The sequence below is a fragment of the Azospirillum sp. ST 5-10 genome, from assembly GCF_051225715.1.
Lineage (GTDB): Bacteria > Pseudomonadota > Alphaproteobacteria > Azospirillales > Azospirillaceae > Azospirillum.
Genome location: NZ_JBPJSP010000004.1, coordinates 151003 through 169772, shown reverse-complemented (window position 1 = coordinate 169772; position 18770 = coordinate 151003). Strand labels below are relative to the sequence as shown.

The 18770-nt window shown below is 72.4% G+C and carries 16 protein-coding genes; 9 read left to right on the top strand and 7 right to left on the bottom strand.

What is annotated here, in order from left to right; translation table 11 throughout:
- Positions 1 to 25: 25 nt before the first annotated feature.
- Both ACSBPG_RS06785 and ACSBPG_RS06780 read left to right on the top strand, forming a co-directional pair.
- Positions 26 to 856 carry an MBL fold metallo-hydrolase gene (locus tag ACSBPG_RS06785; RefSeq protein WP_435536370.1) on the top strand — a complete coding sequence of 277 codons (831 nt, stop codon included), beginning with the start codon at positions 26 to 28 and terminating at the stop codon, positions 854 to 856.
- A 144-nt stretch (positions 857 to 1000) separates the two neighbouring features.
- Positions 1001 to 2341, top strand: coding sequence for a PRC-barrel domain-containing protein (locus ACSBPG_RS06780; RefSeq protein ID WP_435536369.1), 1341 nt, complete (start codon positions 1001 to 1003; stop codon positions 2339 to 2341).
- A gap of 99 nt (positions 2342 to 2440) precedes the next feature.
- On the opposite strand, the gene ACSBPG_RS06775 is transcribed toward ACSBPG_RS06780, so the two are convergent.
- The gene (locus ACSBPG_RS06775) at positions 2441 to 4528 is read right to left on the bottom strand and encodes an ATP-binding protein (RefSeq protein WP_435536368.1); all 2088 of its coding nucleotides are present in this window, start codon (positions 4526 to 4528) and stop codon (positions 2441 to 2443) included.
- Positions 4529 to 4728: 200 nt separating this feature from the next.
- Here ACSBPG_RS06775 and ACSBPG_RS06770 point away from each other — a divergent pair, with 200 nt between their 5' ends.
- The 3 genes from ACSBPG_RS06770 to ACSBPG_RS06760 all read left to right on the top strand — a co-directional run bounded on the left by ACSBPG_RS06770 (position 4729) and on the right by ACSBPG_RS06760 (position 7526).
- The gene (locus tag ACSBPG_RS06770) at positions 4729 to 5157 is read left to right on the top strand and encodes a response regulator (RefSeq protein ID WP_435536367.1); all 429 of its coding nucleotides are present in this window, start codon (positions 4729 to 4731) and stop codon (positions 5155 to 5157) included.
- Between the two features lie 90 nt (positions 5158 to 5247).
- Positions 5248 to 6318: a cobalamin-dependent protein gene (locus ACSBPG_RS06765; RefSeq protein WP_435536366.1), complete on the top strand. Its 1071-nt coding sequence runs from the start codon at positions 5248 to 5250 to the stop codon at positions 6316 to 6318.
- Between the two features lie 17 nt (positions 6319 to 6335).
- Positions 6336 to 7526 (top strand): sensor histidine kinase, encoded by a 1191-nt coding sequence (locus ACSBPG_RS06760; RefSeq protein WP_435536365.1) that lies wholly within the window; start codon positions 6336 to 6338, stop codon positions 7524 to 7526.
- 45 nt (positions 7527 to 7571) lie between these two features.
- Here ACSBPG_RS06760 and ACSBPG_RS06755 read toward each other — a convergent pair whose 3' ends face one another.
- Positions 7572 to 8630, bottom strand: a complete 1059-nt coding sequence (locus ACSBPG_RS06755) for a class I SAM-dependent methyltransferase (RefSeq protein WP_435536364.1) — start codon at positions 8628 to 8630, stop codon at positions 7572 to 7574.
- Positions 8631 to 8776: 146 nt separating this feature from the next.
- Here ACSBPG_RS06755 and ACSBPG_RS06750 point away from each other — a divergent pair, with 146 nt between their 5' ends.
- On the top strand, positions 8777 to 9802 hold the full coding sequence (locus ACSBPG_RS06750) for a GlxA family transcriptional regulator (RefSeq protein ID WP_435536363.1): 1026 nt from the start codon (positions 8777 to 8779) through the stop codon (positions 9800 to 9802).
- 57 nt (positions 9803 to 9859) lie between these two features.
- On the opposite strand, the gene rodA is transcribed toward ACSBPG_RS06750, so the two are convergent.
- The 4 genes from rodA to ACSBPG_RS06730 all read right to left on the bottom strand — a co-directional run bounded on the left by rodA (position 9860) and on the right by ACSBPG_RS06730 (position 13708).
- Entirely contained in the window at positions 9860 to 11029 is a 1170-nt protein-coding gene (gene rodA / locus ACSBPG_RS06745; RefSeq protein ID WP_435536362.1) for a rod shape-determining protein RodA, read from the bottom strand.
- 109 nt (positions 11030 to 11138) lie between these two features.
- Positions 11139 to 11765 (bottom strand): TetR/AcrR family transcriptional regulator, encoded by a 627-nt coding sequence (locus ACSBPG_RS06740; RefSeq protein WP_435536361.1) that lies wholly within the window; start codon positions 11763 to 11765, stop codon positions 11139 to 11141.
- Positions 11762 to 12529 (bottom strand): RluA family pseudouridine synthase, encoded by a 768-nt coding sequence (locus ACSBPG_RS06735; protein ID WP_435536360.1) that lies wholly within the window; start codon positions 12527 to 12529, stop codon positions 11762 to 11764. The genes ACSBPG_RS06740 and ACSBPG_RS06735 overlap by 4 nt, the downstream gene beginning before the upstream one ends.
- 45 nt (positions 12530 to 12574) lie before the next feature.
- The gene (locus tag ACSBPG_RS06730; RefSeq protein ID WP_435536359.1) at positions 12575 to 13708 is read right to left on the bottom strand and encodes an alpha/beta hydrolase; all 1134 of its coding nucleotides are present in this window, start codon (positions 13706 to 13708) and stop codon (positions 12575 to 12577) included.
- A gap of 243 nt (positions 13709 to 13951) precedes the next feature.
- Here ACSBPG_RS06730 and ACSBPG_RS06725 point away from each other — a divergent pair, with 243 nt between their 5' ends.
- Entirely contained in the window at positions 13952 to 14404 is a 453-nt protein-coding gene (locus ACSBPG_RS06725; RefSeq protein WP_435536358.1) for a hypothetical protein, read from the top strand.
- A gap of 82 nt (positions 14405 to 14486) precedes the next feature.
- Here ACSBPG_RS06725 and ACSBPG_RS06720 read toward each other — a convergent pair whose 3' ends face one another.
- Positions 14487 to 15674 carry a hypothetical protein gene (locus ACSBPG_RS06720; RefSeq protein ID WP_435536357.1) on the bottom strand — a complete coding sequence of 396 codons (1188 nt, stop codon included), beginning with the start codon at positions 15672 to 15674 and terminating at the stop codon, positions 14487 to 14489.
- Positions 15675 to 16016: 342 nt separating this feature from the next.
- Here ACSBPG_RS06720 and ACSBPG_RS06715 point away from each other — a divergent pair, with 342 nt between their 5' ends.
- Positions 16017 to 17579: a 2-isopropylmalate synthase gene (locus ACSBPG_RS06715; RefSeq protein ID WP_435536356.1), complete on the top strand. Its 1563-nt coding sequence runs from the start codon at positions 16017 to 16019 to the stop codon at positions 17577 to 17579.
- A gap of 97 nt (positions 17580 to 17676) precedes the next feature.
- The gene (locus ACSBPG_RS06710; protein WP_435536355.1) at positions 17677 to 18717 is read left to right on the top strand and encodes a rod shape-determining protein; all 1041 of its coding nucleotides are present in this window, start codon (positions 17677 to 17679) and stop codon (positions 18715 to 18717) included.
- Positions 18718 to 18770: the final 53 nt, after the last annotated feature.

The following is an 18770-nucleotide window of genomic DNA, read 5'->3' as shown; positions in this document are numbered from 1 at the left end:
TCCCGCCGTGGGTGGCGAGGTGGGCATGAACTTCAGCGTGACCTTCTGGGGCGTCCGCGGGACGATACCGTGTCCCGCCCGATCGCACATGGCGTTCGGCGGCAACACCGCGTGCGTCGAGGTCCAGGCCGCCGGCCAGACCATCATCCTCGACGCGGGAACGGGCATCCGCCTGCTCGGCCGCCGCCTGCTCAAGGACGGCGTCGGCGCCGCCACCCTGCTGCTCAGCCACACCCACCTCGACCACATCAGCGGCTTTCCCTTCTTCGCCCCGGCCTACACCCGCGGCTTCGCGCTGCGCATCGTCAGCGCCCACGTCACCGGCAACCCCGGCATCGAGGCGGTGCTGGCGCGGCAGATGGAACGGCCGCTGTTCCCGGTGCCCTTGCGGACCATGGGCGGCGACCTCGAGTACGTCGAGCTGCAGGCGGGCGACACCGTCGACCTCGGCGGCGGCGTGCGGGCGCGCACCGCGGCCCTCAACCACCCCGACGGCGCCACCGGCTACCGGCTGGAATGCGCCGGCAAGGCGCTGGCCTACGTCACCGACACCGAGCACGTGCCGGGGCAGCCCGACCGCAACGTGCTCGATCTCATCGCCGGGGCGGACCTGGTCCTCTACGATGCGACCTACACCGATGCGGAATTCGCGCAGAGGGTGGGGTGGGGCCACTCGACCTGGACCGAGGGGGTGCGGCTGTGCCGGCAGGCCGGCGTGAAGCGGCTGGCCCTGTTCCACCACGACCCCGACCACGACGACGCCGCCATGGCGGCCATCGAGGCGCAGGCGCAGGCCCAATGGCCGCCGGTCTTCGCGGCCCGCGAGGGCAGCACGGTCGATCTCCTGGCAAGCTGACGCCGCCCCGCCGGGGCGCGATGTCACGAATCCGCAGCGGAACCATCCGGCGCCCCTTCGGTTCGCAGGGCGTGGACGTCAGGGGGAGCCTCGGTTCCTTCCTCGGCGCCGCCAACGAACGCCATGAAACCGTCGGAGACTACCATGCGAACGCCGCTTCTCATGACCACCGCGGTTGTCCTGTCGCTGGCCCTGCCGGGGCTTGCCTCCGCTCAGCAGGGGCAACAGGGGCAGTCCACCCAGAACCAGCCGACGCCGTCGTCGCAGCAGGGCGGCCAGACCGCGTCGGCCGAGATCGAAAGCGCCAAGGACACCATCCGTCAGGCGAAGCAGACGCTTCAGCAGGCCCGCCAGGACATCGCGAAGTCCGACGACGCGGGGCAGCACGCCCGCACCCAGGTGCGCCAAGCGCTCCAGGACCTGAAGGACGCCGCCGCCGACCTCAAGGCCGATGTCCAGTACCGCCAGGTCGGCACCCGCCTCGAGACGAGCTCCCAGTCGGCGATGTCGGCGGTCGGCAGTCAGGGCAACGTCGGTCCGGACGCCATGCGGGCGATCGACGACGTCGAGGCGGTGATCGTCGCCGTCGAGGAGACCGGCGGGCGCCAGCAGCGTTCCGACGCCGAGGGCGCGCAGATCAACGTCGATCCCGCCAATCCGCAGATCGCCGTCGAGGCCGCGCCGCCTCAGGTGCAGGTCGAGTCGCGCCCGCCGCAGGTCGCCGTCCAGACCGAGCAGCCGCAGGTTCAGGTGCAGACCCGACCGCCGGAAGTGACGGTCCAGCAGCCCCGGCCCGAGGTGACGGTGCAGCAGCCGCGTCCCGAGGTGACCGTGCAGCAGGCGCGTCCTGAGGTGACGGTGCAGCAGGCCCGCCCCGAGGTGACGGTCGAGCAGGCGCGTCCCGAGGTGAGCGTCGAGCAGTCCCGCCCGCAAGTGACGGTGGAGCAGGCCCGTCCCGAGGTGACGGTGGAGCGTCAAGGCGAGCCGCAGGTGACGGTGGAGCAGCAGGGCGAGCCGCAGGTCGACGTCGAGCGGCAGCAGCAGGCGGACGTCGGCGCCGATGCCCGGCCGGGCGCTGCCGGGGCCGAGCGCAGCGACAGCGATCTGGCAGTGACCGACCCGAATGCCGGGAATGCCGACATGGCCGCCGCCGGCCAGCAGGACTACGGCATCCAGGGCTGGCCCGCCGGCATGCGGGTCGAGGAGCTGCTGGGCCGCGACGTCTATTCCCGCACCGGCGACGACATCGGCGAGGTGGAGGACGTGATCCTCGACCGTGACAGCGGTCGCATCCAGCAGGTGGTGGTCGCCGTCGGCGGCTTCCTCGGCATCGGCGAGCACGACGTGGCGCTGGACTACGACCGGCTCTCGTTCGACGCCCAGCGCGACGGGCTGTCGGTCGACACCACCCGCGACCAGCTCCAGGCGATGGAGTCGTTCGAGTACAACGACACCATGACCTCGCTGCGCGAGCGCGCGCAGTAATCCCCGTCGCAAGGGCCGGTCCTCAGGGCTGGCCCATGGCGACGGGCACGCGGGGGTGCCGGGCTCGGCCCGGCGCCCCCTCCGCGTGTGCCGAGGGGGTCAGCCCTTCGCCGTCGCGTCGTCGTACGCGCCGAGGGCGCGGTCGGTGTCGGCGGCGGCGGCCTCCAGCAGCGGCAGCAGAGCCGACACGCGACCGGCGTGGGCGTGGCCGTCCTCCACCGCACGGGCGACGGCGGTCAGGCGCGGAGCGCCGAAGTTGGCGGCCAGCCCGACCAGGGTGTGGGCCGCCGCCTTGATGGCGCCGGGCCGGTCGTCGTGCAGGGCCAGGCGGATCGCCCGGATCTCGCGTTCGGCCGTCTGCGGCATCAGGCGCAGCATGCCGGCGAGACCCGCACCGCCGAGCGCCACCCGCAGCTCGGCAAGCTTGACGCGGTCGACGAGGGGAATCGCGGCGAATCCGCCGTCGGCCGGTTCGGCGGAACCGCCGGGCGCCGCCGGCCCGGTCATCCGCCGCGGCCGCGAGGTCAGCTCACGGATGACGGCGTCCAGCCGCTTCCAGTCGACGGGCTTGGTGAGGTAGGCGTCGAGGCCGTTCGCCATGTGACGGTCGCGGTGCTCGGGCAGGGCGTCGGCGGACAGGCCGACGATGGGCAGGCGGGACAGCGGGTCCGGCGAACCGCGGATGGCCCGGGCGGTGGCGCCGCCGTCCAGCACCGGCATTTCCATGTCGAGGAGAAGGAGGTCGTAGGCCGCGTCCTGCAGCGCCTGCAGCGCGGCTTGGCCGTCGGGGACGGCATCGATCGGGTATCCCATGCCGGTGAGCATGGTCGTCACCAGCATGCGGTTGACGTCGTTGTCCTCGGCCAGCAGCAGGCGCGGCCGTGCGGCGGCGTCCGGACGCACCGTCGGCGCCGGTGTGTGTGCGTCGCGGCGCGGCGGTGGGGCGGACACCGGGCGCAGGCGGACGGAGAAGCGGAAGGCGGAGCCTCGGCCGGGAGTGCTGGCGGCGGCGATGCCGCCGCCCATCGTTTCGACCAGGCGCTGGCAGATGGCGAGCCCCAGCCCGGTGCCGCCGTACTTTCGGGTGGTCGAGGCGTCGGCCTGCACGAAGGGATGGAACAGGCGCGCCTGCTGGTCCGGCGTCATGCCGATGCCGGTGTCGCTCACCTCGAAGCACAGGGTGACCGTCTCGGGCCCGCCGCCGTCCGGGGCGCACCGGACGCGCACCTCCACGTGCCCGTGGTCGGTGAACTTGACGGCGTTCCCGACCAGGTTGAACAGGATCTGCCGCAGGCGGGTCGGGTCGCCGCGCAGGTCGGTCGGCGTGCCGTCGGCGATGGCGGTGGACAGGGTGAGGCCCTTGGCGGCGGCGTGTCCGAGGAACAGCTGGGAAACGTCGTCGAGCAGCCGCGCCAGCGAGAACTCGATCTCCTCCAGCGTCAGCTGCCCGGCCTCGATCTTGGAGAAGTCGAGCACGTCGTTGAGGATGGTCAGGAGGGCGTCGGCCGACCGCTGCAGCGTCGCCACCATCCCCCGCTGCGCGTCGCTGAGGCCGGTCTGCAGCAGCAGGTCGCCCATGCCGATCACCCCCGTCATGGGCGTGCGAAGCTCGTGGCTCATCATGGCCAGGAAGCGGGACTTGGCGCGGCTCGCGTTCTCCGCGGCGAGGCGGGCGGCCTCCGCGTCCTCGCGCGCGCGGTCGAGGTCCTCGGCCAGGGCGAAGGTTTCCGCGGCGAGGCGGGTGAGTTGCTCCTGGGCGTCGCGCAGCGCCTCCTCGGACCGGCGCCGGTCGGTGACGTCGCTGCAGGAGACGATGCAGCGGCGCACCGTGCCGTCGGGCGCGCGCAACGGCCGGAGCGTCACCGCGTTCCAGAACGGCGTGCCGTCCTTGCGGTGGTGGAGGATTTCCGCCGCCGTCGGCCGGCCGGCCAGGGCGGCGGCCTCGAGGTCGCCGGCCGTCGCCGGATCGGTGCCCGGCCCGTGCAGGATGCGCGGGCTTCGGCCGATCAGCTCGCCGTCGTCGTAACCGGTCATCGCGCGGAAGGCGCGGTTGCAGTAGACCAGCGGGTTCCCCGGGCGGGACGGATCGGTGACCGCGATGCCGGCGCCGGCTGCCTCCAGGATCTCGGCCAGCGCCTCGGGTTCCGTCGCGGCGTGGGCGGGGTCGGCGGTCGGCAGTGCGGACATCGGCGGAGGGCTCCGCGGCGCAGGACGGATCGGGCGGCCGCCGTCCGGCGGCCGGTCGGACCATACGGCGTCGCGGCGTCGAATGCCAACCCGAGTTCGGAGCCCTGCGCAGCCGGAGAAGGCTATGGACAAGCGATTGGTGCTTCGCTTCGCTACGGCATAGGAATTTTGTTGCGGCAGCGCGGCAGGAGTGTTGCGCCATGGCGGCGAACGGGGGCGCGGAGCGGACGCGCTCGATCGAGGACCTCGGCGTTCTGCTGGTGGAGGACGACTCCTTCACCCGCAAGCTGGTCGGGCGTCTGCTCCACGACCTGCACGTCAAGCAGCTCTGGGAGGCGGGAGACGGCGTTGCCGCGCTGGACGTGCTGCGCAAGCAGGGCCGCGCCGTCGACGTGGTGATCTGCGACCTGGAAATGCCGCGCATGAGCGGCCTGGACCTGCTGCACGCCCTGCGGACGTCGACCGGCAACCCGCTGGCCGGCCTGCCGGTGGTCGTGCTGACGGCCCACAGCGAGGCGGACACCGTGAGACGGGCGATCTCCTACGGAATCTCGGGCTATCTGGTCAAGCCGGTGTCCAAGACCGACCTCGTCAAGCGTCTGACCTTCGCCATGCAGAAGACCCGCTGAGGGTCTATCCGAAGGCCGATGGTGCCGCCGCCGCACCGCCGTGTAAGATCCCTTCGCAACGGCCCGGGGTACCGCTGAAGGGGAAGATGCATGGAGATGGCGACGTCCATCGTCGCTCGGCGAGAGGAATTGGCCAGGACCGCTGTGGACCGCCAGTTCGCGCGGCGGCCGGAGCTGTACGCGCGGTACGGCGCGACCGGCCGGAACAAATGCGTTGAGGACGTCGGCTACCATCTGCTGTATCTCGGCGAAGCGGTGGCGGTGGACAGCCCCGCGCTGTTCCGCGAGTACATCGCCTGGGTGAAGGTGCTGTTCGCCGGCCTCGGCATCCCTTCCGACGAGCTGGCCGACAACCTCGTCCTCCTCGGCGACGTGGTGGCTGAGACGGTCGGCGGCGAGGCGGCGGCGCGCACGCGGTCCTGCGTGGCGGCGGCGCTCGCGGTGCTGCCGGCGGCGCCCGACGATCTGCCGTCGCTGATCGTCGCCGAGGCTCCCCATGCCGACCTCGCCCAGGCCTTCCTGGCGGCGCTTCTGGCGGGCGACCGCCGGCGGGCGACGGCGCTGGTGCTCGACCGGGTCGACGCCGGGCTGACCGTGCGCGACGCCTACGTCCATGTCTTCCAGCCGGTGCTGCGGGAGGTCGGCCGGCAATGGCAGACCGGGCGCATCACCGTCGCCCACGAACATTTCGCGACCGCTGCGACCCAGGCGACGATGGCGCTGCTGTACCCGCGCATCTTCGCCTCCGCGCGCGTCGGCCGGTCGATGGTCGCGGCGTGCGTCGGCGGCGAGCTGCACGAGGTCGGCATCCGCATGATCGCCGACTTCTTCGAGATGGAGGGCTGGGACACCTACTACATCGGCGCCAACGCGCCGCCGGCGTCGGTGGTGCGGGCCGTGCGCGAGCGCAAGGCCGACGTCCTCGCCGTGTCGGCCACCATCACCGGGCACATCGGCAAGGTGACCGAGCTGATCCGCGCCGTACGTGCCGACGCCGGAGGGCATCGGCCCTGCGTCCTCGTCGGCGGCTATCCCTTCAACATCGATCCGGATCTGTGGCGCAAGGTCGGTGCCGACGCCTCGGCCGCCGGGGCGGCGGAAGCGGTCGACGCGGCCGGCCGCCTGGTCGCGTCGGCGGCCGCCGGGAACGGCCGGCCGTGAGGGCACGGAACGGCGGGGTGTCCGTTTCGCCCGACGGCGCCGTCCTGGTGTGCGACCGCGACGGCCGGGTGCGCGAGGTGCACGGGGTGGGCGCCGGCGTTCCCGGTCTCGCCGGGCGCCGGGACGTGCCGTTTCCCGTGCTGTTCGGGCTGGAGCCGTTCGGCCGGGCGCTCGACCTGTTCGCGGCCCTGCGCCGCGACGGCGTCGTCACCGACTGGCCGCTGGACGTACGGCTGAACGGCGCCGAGCGGCCGCTGTACGTGTCCGGCCGGGCGCTCGGCAGCACCATCGTCCTGGCCGCCTGCGAAGGGCCGGCGTGCGCCGACCGCCTGTGCGAAGCCCTGAGCCACGACCGTCCGGATCTGGCGGCGGTGCTGGGCGCCCTGCGCGACGCGCCGCCGGCGCCGCCGATGGCGGCGCTGTTCGAGGAGATGGCCCGGCTCAACAGCCAGCTCGCCACGACCCAGCGCGAGCTGGCCAAGGCCAACGCCGAGCTGGCGGCCAGCAACGAGCAGAAGAGCCGCTTGCTGGGCATGCTGGCGCACGATCTGCGCACCCCCCTCCAGGTCATCGCCGGCTTCGCCTGGATGCTGGTGCGTCGTCTCAAGGGAAGGGTGGAGGAGCGCGACCTGGCCGGGCTGGAGCGCATCCGCGAGTCGAGCCAGTTCATGCGCCACCTGATCGAGGACGTGCTGTCCCTGTCGGCGCTGCAGGCCGGCCGCCTGACCCTGTCGCGCCGGCCGGTGGACATCGGCGCGCTGGTGCGGGGGAATGTCGACGGCAACGAGATCCTCGCCCTGGGCCGCGGCGTCGTCATCGACTGCACGGTGGCGGCCGGCCTGCCGCCGGTGCCGATCGATCCGCCGCGCATCGAGCAGGTGATGAACAACCTGCTGTCCAACGCCGTCAAGTTCTCGGACGCCGGCGGGCGGGTCGCCGTGACGGTGGAGCGCGCCGGCGGCGGCGTCCGCGTCGCCGTGGCCGACCAGGGCAAGGGCATTCCGGCCGACGAGATGGATCACCTCTTCCAGCCCTTCTCGCGCACCTCGGTGAAGGCGTCGGCGGGGGATTCCTCGGTGGGGCTGGGGCTGTTCATCTGCCGCAGCATCGTCGAGGCCCACGGCGGCACGATCGCCGCCGAGAGCGCGCCCGGCCGCGGCAGCACCTTCGCCTTCGAGCTGCCGGCGGACGGGCGGGACGCGGCGTGACCGGGTGCGCGCCGGCGCGCCGCGCACGGCGACGCCCGCCCGGCCTCAGCGGCGCACCTCGATGACCAGGTTGAACGGCGTCTCGGCGGCCCGCCGCAGCCGGCGGAAGCCGGCCTGGTGGAAGATTTCGGCCAGCCGCCCTTCGCCGGCCTGGGCCCCGAGGACGTGCGTCGGCTCCTCCGAGATGGCATGGGCGCAGCACATGGTCGTCGACGCCGCGTAGTACAGCCGGCCCACCGGGTTGACGTTGTCCTCGACCCGGTCGCCGGCGAAGGGCTCGATCAGCATCACCGTGCCGTCGGCGGCGAGCGCCCGCGCCGCGTGCTCGGCCGCCTTCACCGGGCGGCCCATGTCGTGCAGGCAGTCGAAGAAGCAGATCAGGTCGTAGCCGCGCTCGGGATAGGCGTCGGCCCCGGCCACCTCGAAGCGGACCCGGTCCGACAGGCCGGCCTCGGCCGCCAGGCGGCGGGCGACGGCGATCGATCCCTCGTGGGTGTCGAAGCCCCAGAACCGCGCGTCGGGGAACGCCTGGGCCATCAGCACCGTCGAGTGGCCGTGCCCGCAGCCCACGTCGGCGACGGTGGCGCCCTCCCGCAGCCGTTCGACCACGCCGTCGAGCGCCGGCAGCCAGGCGCCGACCAGGTTGCCGCTGTAGCAGTTGCGGAAGAAGCCGGCGACGCCGCACAGCAGGCGCTCGTCGTGGTCGCCCCAGGGCACGCCCCGGCCGGTGCGGAAGGCCTCCAGCGTCTTCCCCTCGTCGGCCCACATGGAGGCGACGACCTGCCAGCCGTAGGGCAGGTAGTAGGGGCTGCCGTCGTCGGCCAGCACCGTGGCCTGCTCGGGCGTCAGCTCGTAGGTCCGGCTGCCGGCGTGGTAGGCGACGTAGCCGCCGGCCACCTGGGAGTTCAGCCATTCCCGCACGTAGCGCTCGGCGCAGCCCGAGCGGCGGGCGACCTCGGCCGAGCTGAGCGGCCCCGCGCCGGCCATCGCCTTGTACAGCCCGAGCTTCGTGCCGATGCTGACCATGACGCCGCCGTACCCGGCCGAGAGGTCGCCGAACAGCCGGCCGGCAAGCGCGTCGAGTTCTTGCTGGTTGATCCGCATGATGGTCTCTCCGATGATGTGCAGGCCGGCGCACCGTCGCGCCGGGACCCGGAGAGTGCGCGCGCACTCCCGGGGGCGCGAGAGCGACACCGGCCAGCACCGGTCCGTTCGTGCCATCCGTTCCTTCGTGACGAGGCGCCGCGACGATGGAAACCGCCCGGCCACTGCGCGTCAGCCTGCTCGCATTCCCCGATGCCGTGGTCTCGACGCTGACCGGCATCCACGACGTGCTGGGCGCGTTCGGCATGCTGGCCGGGCTCGACGACGCCATCCCCGACCGGCCGCCCTTCGCGGTCGAGATCGTCGGGGCGGCGCGGGGACCGGTCGGGCTCGCCAGCGGCATGCCGCTCACGGTGCAGCGCGCCGTCGCCGAGGTCGAGGCGACGGACATCCTGATCGTCCCCTCCGTCCTGGTCGGCCAGGCCGGCTGGCGGAGCGGGCGCTACCCCGAGCTGGTCGCCTGGGCGGCGCGCATGCACGAGGCCGGGGCGGTCCTGTGCTCGGCCTGCTCGGGCGTGTTCCTGCTGGCCGAGACCGGGCGGTTCGACGGCCGGCCGGCGACCGTGCACTGGGGCTACGCCGAGCACTTCCGCCGCGCCTTTCCGCACGTTCCGCTGTTCCCGGAGCGCGTGCTGGTGGTGTCCGGCGACCGCGAGGACCTGGTCTCCTCGGGGGCGTCGATGAGCTGGCACGACCTCGTCCTGTACCTGATCGCCCGCCACGTCGGCACGACGGCGGCGCAGGCGGTGGCCCGCTTCTTCGCGCTGCAGTGGCACCACGAGGGGCTCACGCCCTACATCGTCTTCCGCGGGCGCACCGACCACGGCGACGCCCTGGTGGCGCAGGCCCAGGCGTGGCTCGCCGGGCACTTCGCGGTGGCCAACCCGGTCGAGGAGATGGTCCGGCGCTCGGGCATGGCCGAGCGCACCTTCAAGCGCCGCTTCACCCGGGCGACCGGCCACGCGCCGCTCGACTACGCCCAGCGCCTGCGGATCGAGGACGCCAAGCGCCGCCTGGAGCGCACCGAGGCGTCGGTCGACGAGATCAGCTGGAACGTCGGCTACGAGGACCCGGCCTTCTTCCGCCGCCTGTTCAAGCGCACCACCGGCCTGGCGCCGGGCGCCTACCGGCGCAAGTTCCGCATGCCGCCCTTCGCCGGCGGCGCGCCCTGACGCTCCCGGGCGGCGGACGCTGCGGGCCGTTCCCGGGCGGCGGACGCCGCCCAGCGCTCAGACGTCGCCGACGCCCGAGCGCGGAATGCGGATCTCGCGGTGGACGGAGACGCTGAGCAGCAGGCCGACGCCGATCAGCAGCGTCAGCATGGCGGTGCCGCCGTAGGACACCAGCGGCAGCGGGATGCCGACCACCGGGATCAGCCCCATCACCATGGCGACGTTGACGAACATGTAGAGGGCGAAGGTCGTGGTCAGGCCGACGCCGACCAGCCGGCCGAACTGGTTGCGGCACGACAGCGCGATCACGTAGCCGTAGATCAGCAGCAGGCAGTACAGGCACAGGAGCGCCACCGCGCCCGCCATGCCGAACTCCTCCGCCAGCACGACGAAGATGAAGTCGGTGTGCTTCTCCGGCAGGAACATGAGCTGGCTCTGCGAGCCCATCATGAAGCCCTTGCCGAACAGGCCGCCCGAGCCCAGCGCGATCTTCGACTGCAGGATGTTGTAGCCGGCGCCGAGCGGATCGGTCTCGGGATCGAGGAAGGTGTAGACGCGCTGCTTCTGGTAGTCGTGCAGGAACTCCCAGCCGATGGGGATGGCGGCCAGCCCGCTGCCGATGGCCAGCGCGAACTTCCACAGCCGCACCCCGGCGGCGAAGAAGATCGCCCCGCTGCCGAGGATCAGCAGCAGCGCCGTGCCGAGGTTGGGCTGCAGCAGCACCAGTCCGACCGGCATGAAGATGAGGATCAGCGGCGGCACCAGCACCAGCGGCTTGCCGATCTGGTCGAGCGTCAGGCCGTGGAAGTAGCGGGCCAGCACCAGGGTCAGCGCCGGCTTCATCAGCTCCGACGGCTGCAGCACGAAGAAGCCGAGGCTGATCCAGCGCTGCGCCCCCATGCCGATGTGCCCCATGATCTCCACGGCGATCAGCAGCAGCAGCACGCCGAGATAGATGAAATAGGCGAAGCGCATCCAGATGCGCACGTCGACGAGCGCGATGCCCAGCATCAGCACGAAGCCGGGGATGAAGCGGATGAGCTGCGACTTGGCCCAGGGGTCCCATTCGCCGCCGGCCGCCGAATAGAGCAGGGCGATGCCGATCCCGGAGATGATGCAGACCAGCAGCACCAGGCCCCAGTTGATCATGCGGATCTTGGTGCCGAGCGTGAGGTGGGGCCGCTGCGGCGCCAGCCCTCCCGACCCGTGCTGAAGAACGGCGACCATGTCCTGCGCTTCATTCCCTGTCCAGACCGGCGGCGATACTGCACCACCCGGCTGGCCGCGGTAAAGGCGCCGTGCCGGCCGGGCCCACGAAGGACACGGGCGCCGGCGTTCAGCCCCCCACCGCGTGCCCCGCCATGAAGAGGGTCACCGCGCCGTCGATCTGGCGCTCCACCTCGGCCGGCGCGGGCGGCGCGTCGAGGCCGAGGACGAGGCGCAGGTGGAGGTCGCCCTTGAGCATGGCGAGGAACCGCTCGGCCGCCGGCCGCGGCTCCGGCACGCGCAGGCGGCCGCGGCGGTCGGCGTCGGCGAGGACCGCCGACACCAGGGCGAGCCATCCCGCCGGTCCGGCCTCGTAGAAGAGGCTCGCGAGTTCGGGGAAGCGATGCGCCTCGCCGATCACGACGCGGTGCGCGGCCAGCGCCTTGGGCGACAGGATGAGGGCGAGAAAGCGCCGGGCGATCAGGCGCAGCGCCGCGCCGGCCTCCATCCGCCCGACCTCCTCGACCGACAGGCTGGCCATGTGGTGCCGGCACTCGCCGGTGATCATGGCGGCGAACAGCGCTTCCTTGCTGTGGAAGTGGGCGTAGAGCGTGGCCTTCGAGACGTTGGCGGCGCGCGCCACCGCGTCCATCGACACCGCACCGTAGCCCGCCTCCAGGAACAGCGTCCCCGCCGCCCGCAGGATCTGCGCCGGCTTGGAGCCCGCCTCGGGGGCGGGGTCCTGCCCGTGCGTCATCGCCGACCTCCCTCTCGCTCGTCCGGGCACGATGGAAGCACGCTGTCCTCGTCCCGGCGGTCCCCGTCGCCGGTCCAGCCGCACGCCCGCAGGGCCGCCGCCATGTGCGCCGGCGGCGGCGCGGTGGCGGCGGTCTCCGGGCCGTCGGGATCGAGGCGGAAGGCGATGGCCCGCGCCAGCAGGTGCAGGTTGCCCGGCGGCTGCCGCTCCGGGCCGTAGTAGGGCTCCCCCACCAGCGGGCAGCCCACGGCGGCGCAGTGGACGCGCAACTGGTGGGTGCGCCCGGTGTGCGGCGTCAGCTCCAGCCAGGAACGGCTCCCGTCGCTGCCGAGCACCCGGTAGCCGGTGCGCGCCGGCTGGCCGTCGGGATGGGGGACGATGTTCCAGGAACCGGGGACCTTGAGCTTGAGCAGGGGGAAGTCGATGACCCCCTCCGCGGCCTCGGGAATCCCCTCCGCCACTGCCCAGTAGGTCTTGCGCACCTGGCCGGTGGCGAACAGCCGGCCGAGCCGCGTCGCGCCGTGGGCGGTGCGGCCCAGCGCCAGGCAGCCGGCGGTGTCGCGGTCGAGGCGATGGGACAGGCGCGGCGGCTCCGGGGCGCCGAGCGCCAGGACGTCCATGTACTGGCCGAGATGGTGCTCGATGCGGTGCGCCGCGTGGACGGCGAGGCCGGCCGGCTTGTCGAGGATCAGCACGTCGGCGTCGCAGTGGAGGATGCGCGCGCGCAGCTCATCGACGCTGTAGGGGAGGGTGGGGGACGCCATGGCGGCACCGAAGCACGCCGGCCCCACCCGGTGCAACGGTTGCCGTCACTTCATGCGGCGCAGCACGGTGTCCAGCTTGGCGGCGCTGGTGCGGTCCTCCCAGGTCGCCGCCATCCGGCCGTCGTAGCGCAGCCGGTAGCGCAGCACGTTGAGGCCGGGCTCGTCGAAGACGATGCCGTCCTCGACCAGCCGTCCGGTGCGGCGCACCCGCTCGAAGCGCTGGTCGGGCTCGACCCCCGGGCCCAGCACGTACTCCGCCTGGACCCGGCCGTTCGCCACCCGCTCGATGTCGAGCATCACCTCGCGGCCGTTGACGTAGGTGCCGTACCACTGGCCGAGGTAGCTCCGGCCCGGCCCGGCGGTGCCGCGCGGCGGCTCGCCGCGCGAGGAGCCGAGGGCGGCCTCGAGGAAGTCGGTGGTCGGGCTGCGGCCCCAGGCGCCGTCGCAGGGCGGGTCGTCGGACCGCGGCGGCGCCTCGGCGAAGCGGACGATGCAGGCGGCGAAGCGGCGCACGAACAGGCCGGAGCTGGCGGCGCCGTGTCCGGTCAGCGCCGCGGGCTGGTCGATCACCAGATGGCCGAGGCCGCGCGCCGCCAGGATGGCCTGCGCCGTCTCGCCGCGCCCGCCGGGATCGAAGTCGTCGCCGTGGAAGAAGAACAGCATCACCCGTGCCGAGCGGACGTTGCGCAGGATGCGCCAGAGCTGGCGCGCGTTCTCGCGGAAGCTGTCGTAGCTCTCGGTGAAGTTGCCGTAAGCCGCCGGTGCGGTGCCGATCACCGCGTCGGCGGCGTCGGTGCTGCCGGCGGCGATCAGCGAGATGAAGGCGCCGAAGGACTGGCCGGCGAACACCACCCGGCGGTAGCCGCGGCCGCGCAGGGCCTCGGCGTGGCCGACCAGGGCGGCCGCGCTGTTGGAGAGGGTGTCCGACACCCGCATGCGGTCGAGGCGGTAGACGTCCCAGCCGGCCTCCCGCATGGCCCGCAGATAGGTCGGGGTCGGCGCCTGGGAATCCTCGGAATCCACCGAGCGTCCGTGGCTCCACACCACGGCGCCGGCCGCCCTCTGCGGCCCCTGGAGGGAGGCCTCGCCGTAGGCCGGCACCAGGCGGATCTGCGCCGCCGCCGGCAGCGCGGCACAGGTCAGAAGGAACAGCAAGGCGAGCCCGAGGGTGCGAATCATCCTGTCACGCTCCGAAGGTCTGTGGCCGAAGGTTGCGGTCGTCCGATCGCGCCGGTCCAGGTTTTTTGAGGCGTGCTTAATGCGAACTTTATGGGCGTCCCCGGTCTCAAGTTTGTCACCGGCCGCGCTCACGCCGGTGCGCGCGGATTGCGACGCGGTGCCGCAATCATGCAAATGAGAATGACTCGCAATATTGGCGGGAACGCGCTAGGATGCGCCATCACCGGATTGGGGAGGACGACGATGAACCGGACGAATCGGTTGACCGTGGAGGCGATGAGCGAGGGCGAACGGGCTCTGCTGGCGGCGGTGCGCCTGTGGTTCCGCTCCGGCACGGCCAAGGCGATGATGCCGATCCGGCTGTCGCTGGCGGCGGCCCGCATCCCGGCCGACGCCCTGCTGCCCCTGTTCGCCCTGCTGGGCGTCTTCGCCTCCGACTTCGACAGCGGCCGGCGCCTGCGTGTCGAGCGCCCGGGCGCCGACGACGTGAACGCCGACGAGCGCCATCTCCTGGAGGCGCTGGGCGCCTTCCAGCACGGCGAGGACGCCGCCGGCATGGACATGCTGGACCGCTGGCTGCCGCTGGTCGCCCTGTGCATGGCCTCGGCGGCGGCGCGCGACCTCGGCCGCGTCCTCGGCGCCGCCGGCGTGTTCCTGCCGTGCCGGGCGGCGGCCTATCCGGTCGCTGCGGAGTAGCGGGAGACGCCGCTGCGCACGGCGGGCGGGGCGCCCGCGGACGTGCGCCCCGGGCGGGACGACCGTCGCGCGGCGGGCGGCATCACTTCCGGTCCGCCACCAGCCGCTCGGTGAGGCGCTCGAACTCGCGCTCGAGCTGGGCGTTCTCGAAGGCGCGGGGCGGCGGCAGGTCGAGGGTCATCAGGGTCTCGAAGGTGCGGCCGCTCTCGCTCATCATCGCCAGCATGTCGGCCGAGGCGCGCACGGTGCGCCAAGTGTTGACCGCGACGTCGCGCTGCCGGGCGACGCGCTGCCACGCCGCCGACACCGCCGCCGCCTGCTCCTCCAGCGTGCGGCGGTAGAGGGCGGCGGCCTTCAGGGTGGTGTCCAGCGCCGCCAGGTTGGCGTCGAGCTGGGCCGTCAGCGCCGGGTCGCGCTCGCGGGCCTTGAGGCGCGCCGCCTCGTCGCGGGCCTGGCGGGCGTCGGCCTCGATGGTCGCCAGATGCGGCAGGTGCTCGTAGCGCACCGTGTCGACGAAGCGCTCGTGCATGTGGAGCGCCACCTCCAGCAGCACCGCGTAGGTGCCGTAGTAGCGCCGCGCCACCTCCAGGGATTCGTCGCTGGCGACGGTGGCGCGCTGCAGCTCCTCGTTCAAGTGGCGCAGGTTGTCGTAGACGGTGTGGGCGGCGACGATGTCGTCGGCGGTGGCGAGGCGCATCAGCCCGTCCACCTGCTGCGGCGTCAGGTCGATGCCGATGGCCTGCAGGGAGGCCGCGAACTCGCCGGTCAGCCGGTCGATCTCGGCGCCGAGCCGGCCGATCTCGCGCTGGGCGTCGGCGATGCGCGCGACCTGGTCGTCGCGCGAGGTGGCGAACAGGCAGGCGACCTGCCGCGCCATGAACGAGGCGTCGGCGCCGGCGGCGTCGCAGCGCTCCGCGGGCAGGGCGGCCAGCTCCGCCCGCAGGCGGGCGACCTCGGCCTCGCGGCCCTCCCGGTCGCGCCGCAGGCCGGCGATGCGGCCGCGCAGCTCGGTCGCCCGGCCCTGCGACAGCCGATCGACCGCCTCGTCGAGCAGGCTGTTGAGCGAGTACGAGCGGCCGCCGGCCGGCTCGTAGCGGGAGCCGGCGGCGCGCCAGTCGCTCTCGCGCTTGTCCAGGATCGCCTCGGCGGTGCCGTCGACGTCGGCCCACAGCTGGTCGACGCGCTCGCCGGCGCCGGTGGCGCCGCGGGCGCTCAGCGCCAGCATCACCCCGCCGGCCACCAGCCCGACGGCCAGGATGGTCCGCACCATCGCTCTCTCCTCGATTGCGCACTGCTAACGGAAGGTGGGGACGCCGGCCGCCGCGTCGCCTGCCCGGATGGAGGACCGGCCGGCCTCTTCCGACGCAGCGCCGCCGCACCGGGCGGCGGCGGCGGACCACTTTCGAATTTGCCTGTCACCCCCGGGTCACAACGCCATTGCGGCATATGGGGAAAAGCGCCTAGAACTTTCCGGCGAGCCCGCTGCGCTTGACGGAATGTTAACCCTGACGCGGCATCGTCGGGCACCCGCGGCGCTTTCCGTCGCCCCGCGGCGGCGTCGTTCCCGCCACGCGTCACTCCTGAGCAAGGCACAGCCGAGGACCCGAAGCGCATGACCCATTCCTCCAGCGACCGCGCCGGCGACACGGTCGTCATCTTCGACACCACCCTGCGCGACGGCGAGCAGTCGCCGGGCGCCTCCATGAACCTGGAGGAGAAGCGGCGCATCGCCCTGGTGCTGGAGGAGATGGGGGTCGACGTCATCGAGGCCGGCTTCCCCGTCGCCTCGCAGGGCGACTTCGAGGCGGTCCAGGCGATCGCCGGAACGGTCACGCAATCCACCGTCTGCGGCCTGGCCCGCGCCACCCGCCGCGACATCGAGCGCTGCGCCGAGGCGCTGGCGCCGGCCCGGCGCAAGCGCATCCACACCTTCATCTCCACCAGCCCGCTGCACATGAAGTACAAGCTGCAGATGGAGCCGGACGCGGTGCTGCAGGCGGTGGCGGACAGCGTCACCCTGGCGCGCTCGCTGGTGGACGACGTGGAGTGGTCGGCCGAGGACGGCGCCCGCACCGAGCCCGACTTCCTGTGCCGCTGCGTCGAGACGGCGATCGCCGCCGGCGCCCGCACCGTCAACATCCCCGACACGGTCGGCTACGCCGTGCCCGACGAGTTCGGCGCGCTGATCGCCATGCTGTTCGACCGCGTGCCCAACATCGACAAGGCCATCGTCTCGGTGCACTGCCACAACGACCTCGGCCTCGCGGTCGCCAACTCGCTGGCCGGCGTCGCCGCCGGCGCGCGCCAGGTGGAGTGCACGATCAACGGTCTCGGCGAGCGCGCCGGCAACGCCGCGCTGGAAGAGATCGTCATGGCCCTGCGCACCCGCGCCGACCGTCTGCCCTACCGCACCAACGTCAAGTCCGAGAGCATCATGAGGGCGTCGCGCCTGGTCTCGGCAGTGACCGGCTTCGTGGTGCAGCCCAACAAGGCGATCGTCGGCGCCAACGCCTTCGCCCACGAATCGGGCATCCACCAGGACGGCATGCTGAAGCACGCCCAGACCTACGAGATCATGACGCCGGAATCGGTCGGCCTCAACCGCTCGACCCTGGTGATGGGCAAGCATTCCGGGCGCAACGCCTTCCGCTCCAAGCTGCGCGAGCTCGGCTACGAGCTCGCCGACGCGGCGCTGGACGAGACGTTCAAGCGCTTCAAGGATCTGGCGGACAAGAAGAAGGACGTCTTCGACGAGGACATCGTGGCGCTGGTGGACGACGGGATCGGCCACGAGGACGACCGCATCCGCTTCGTGTCGCTGGAGGTCATCGCCGGCTCCAAGGGGCCGCAGACGGCGACCCTGGAGCTGGAGGTCGACGGCGCGCCCAAGGCCACCACCGCCACCGGCAACGGCCCGGTGGACGCCACCTTCAACGCCGTCGCCGCCCTCGTCCCGCACGCCGCCCGCCTCCAGCTCTACCAGGTGCACGCGGTCACCGCCGGCACCGACGCCCAGGCGGAGGTCACCGTGCGGCTCGAGGAGAACGGGCGCACCGTCAACGGGCAGGGGGCGGACAGCGACACGCTGGTCGCCTCGGTCCGCGCCTATGTCCACGCCCTGAACAAGCTTCTGGTCAAGCGGCAGAAGGCCGCACCGGATGCACTCTCCGCTTGAGCGGAAATCGACGTTCGTCTATGGAACCGGGGACCGCAGCGGTCGATCCCAATCGTCTCCGGTCAGGCCGTCTCAACATCAAGAGCTAGTCGGGTCCATGCTTTCCAAACTGCTCGGCGTTCTGTCCGCCGACATGGCAATCGATCTGGGGACGGCCAACACCCTGGTCTACGTCAAGGGCCGTGGCATCGTCCTCAACGAGCCCTCGGTGGTCGCCATCGCCAACGTCCGCGGCAAGAAGCAGGTGCTGGCCGTCGGCGACGAGGCCAAGATGATGTTGGGCCGCACGCCCGGCAACATCCAGGCGATCCGCCCCTTGCGCGACGGCGTCATCGCCGATTTCGAAGTCGCCGAGGAGATGATCAAGCACTTCATCCGCAAGGTGCACAACCGGCGCAGCTTCGCCAGCCCGCAGGTGATCATCTGCGTGCCGTCGGGCTCCACCGCGGTGGAGCGCCGGGCGATCCAGGAATCGGCGGAAGCGGCCGGCGCCCGGCGCGTCTTCCTGATCGAGGAGCCGATGGCCGCCGCCATCGGCGCCGGCCTGCCGGTGACCGAGCCGACCGGCTCGATGGTCGTCGACATCGGCGGCGGCACGACCGAGGTGGCGGTCCTGTCGCTGGGCGGCATCGTCTACTCGCGCTCGGTGCGCGTCGGCGGCGACAAGATGGACGAGGCGATCATCGGCTACATCCGCCGCGCCCACAACCTGCTGGTGGGCGAGGGCTCGGCCGAGCGCATCAAGAAGGAGATCGGCTCCGCCTGCCCGCCCGAGGACGGCGAGGGCCGCATCCTCGAGATCAAGGGCCGGGACCTGATGAACGGGGTTCCCAAGGAGCTCATCATCTCCGAGCGCCAGATCGCCGAATCCCTGGCCGAACCGGTCTCCGCCATCGTCGAGGCGGTCAAGGTCGCGCTCGAGCACACGGCGCCGGAGCTGGCGGCCGACATCGTCGACAAGGGCATCGTGCTCACCGGCGGCGGCGCCCTGCTCGGCAACCTGGACTTCGTGCTGCGCCACGCCACCGGCCTGCCGGTGTCGATCGCCGACGACCCCTTGAGCTGTGTCGCGCTCGGCACGGGACGCGCGCTCGAAGAGATGAAGACCCTGAGAAACGTCTTGGTCAGCGCCTATTGATCGTGTAATTCTCGGGTGTGATACCTCCGGTCTTGCGGTTACAACGCCGCCGC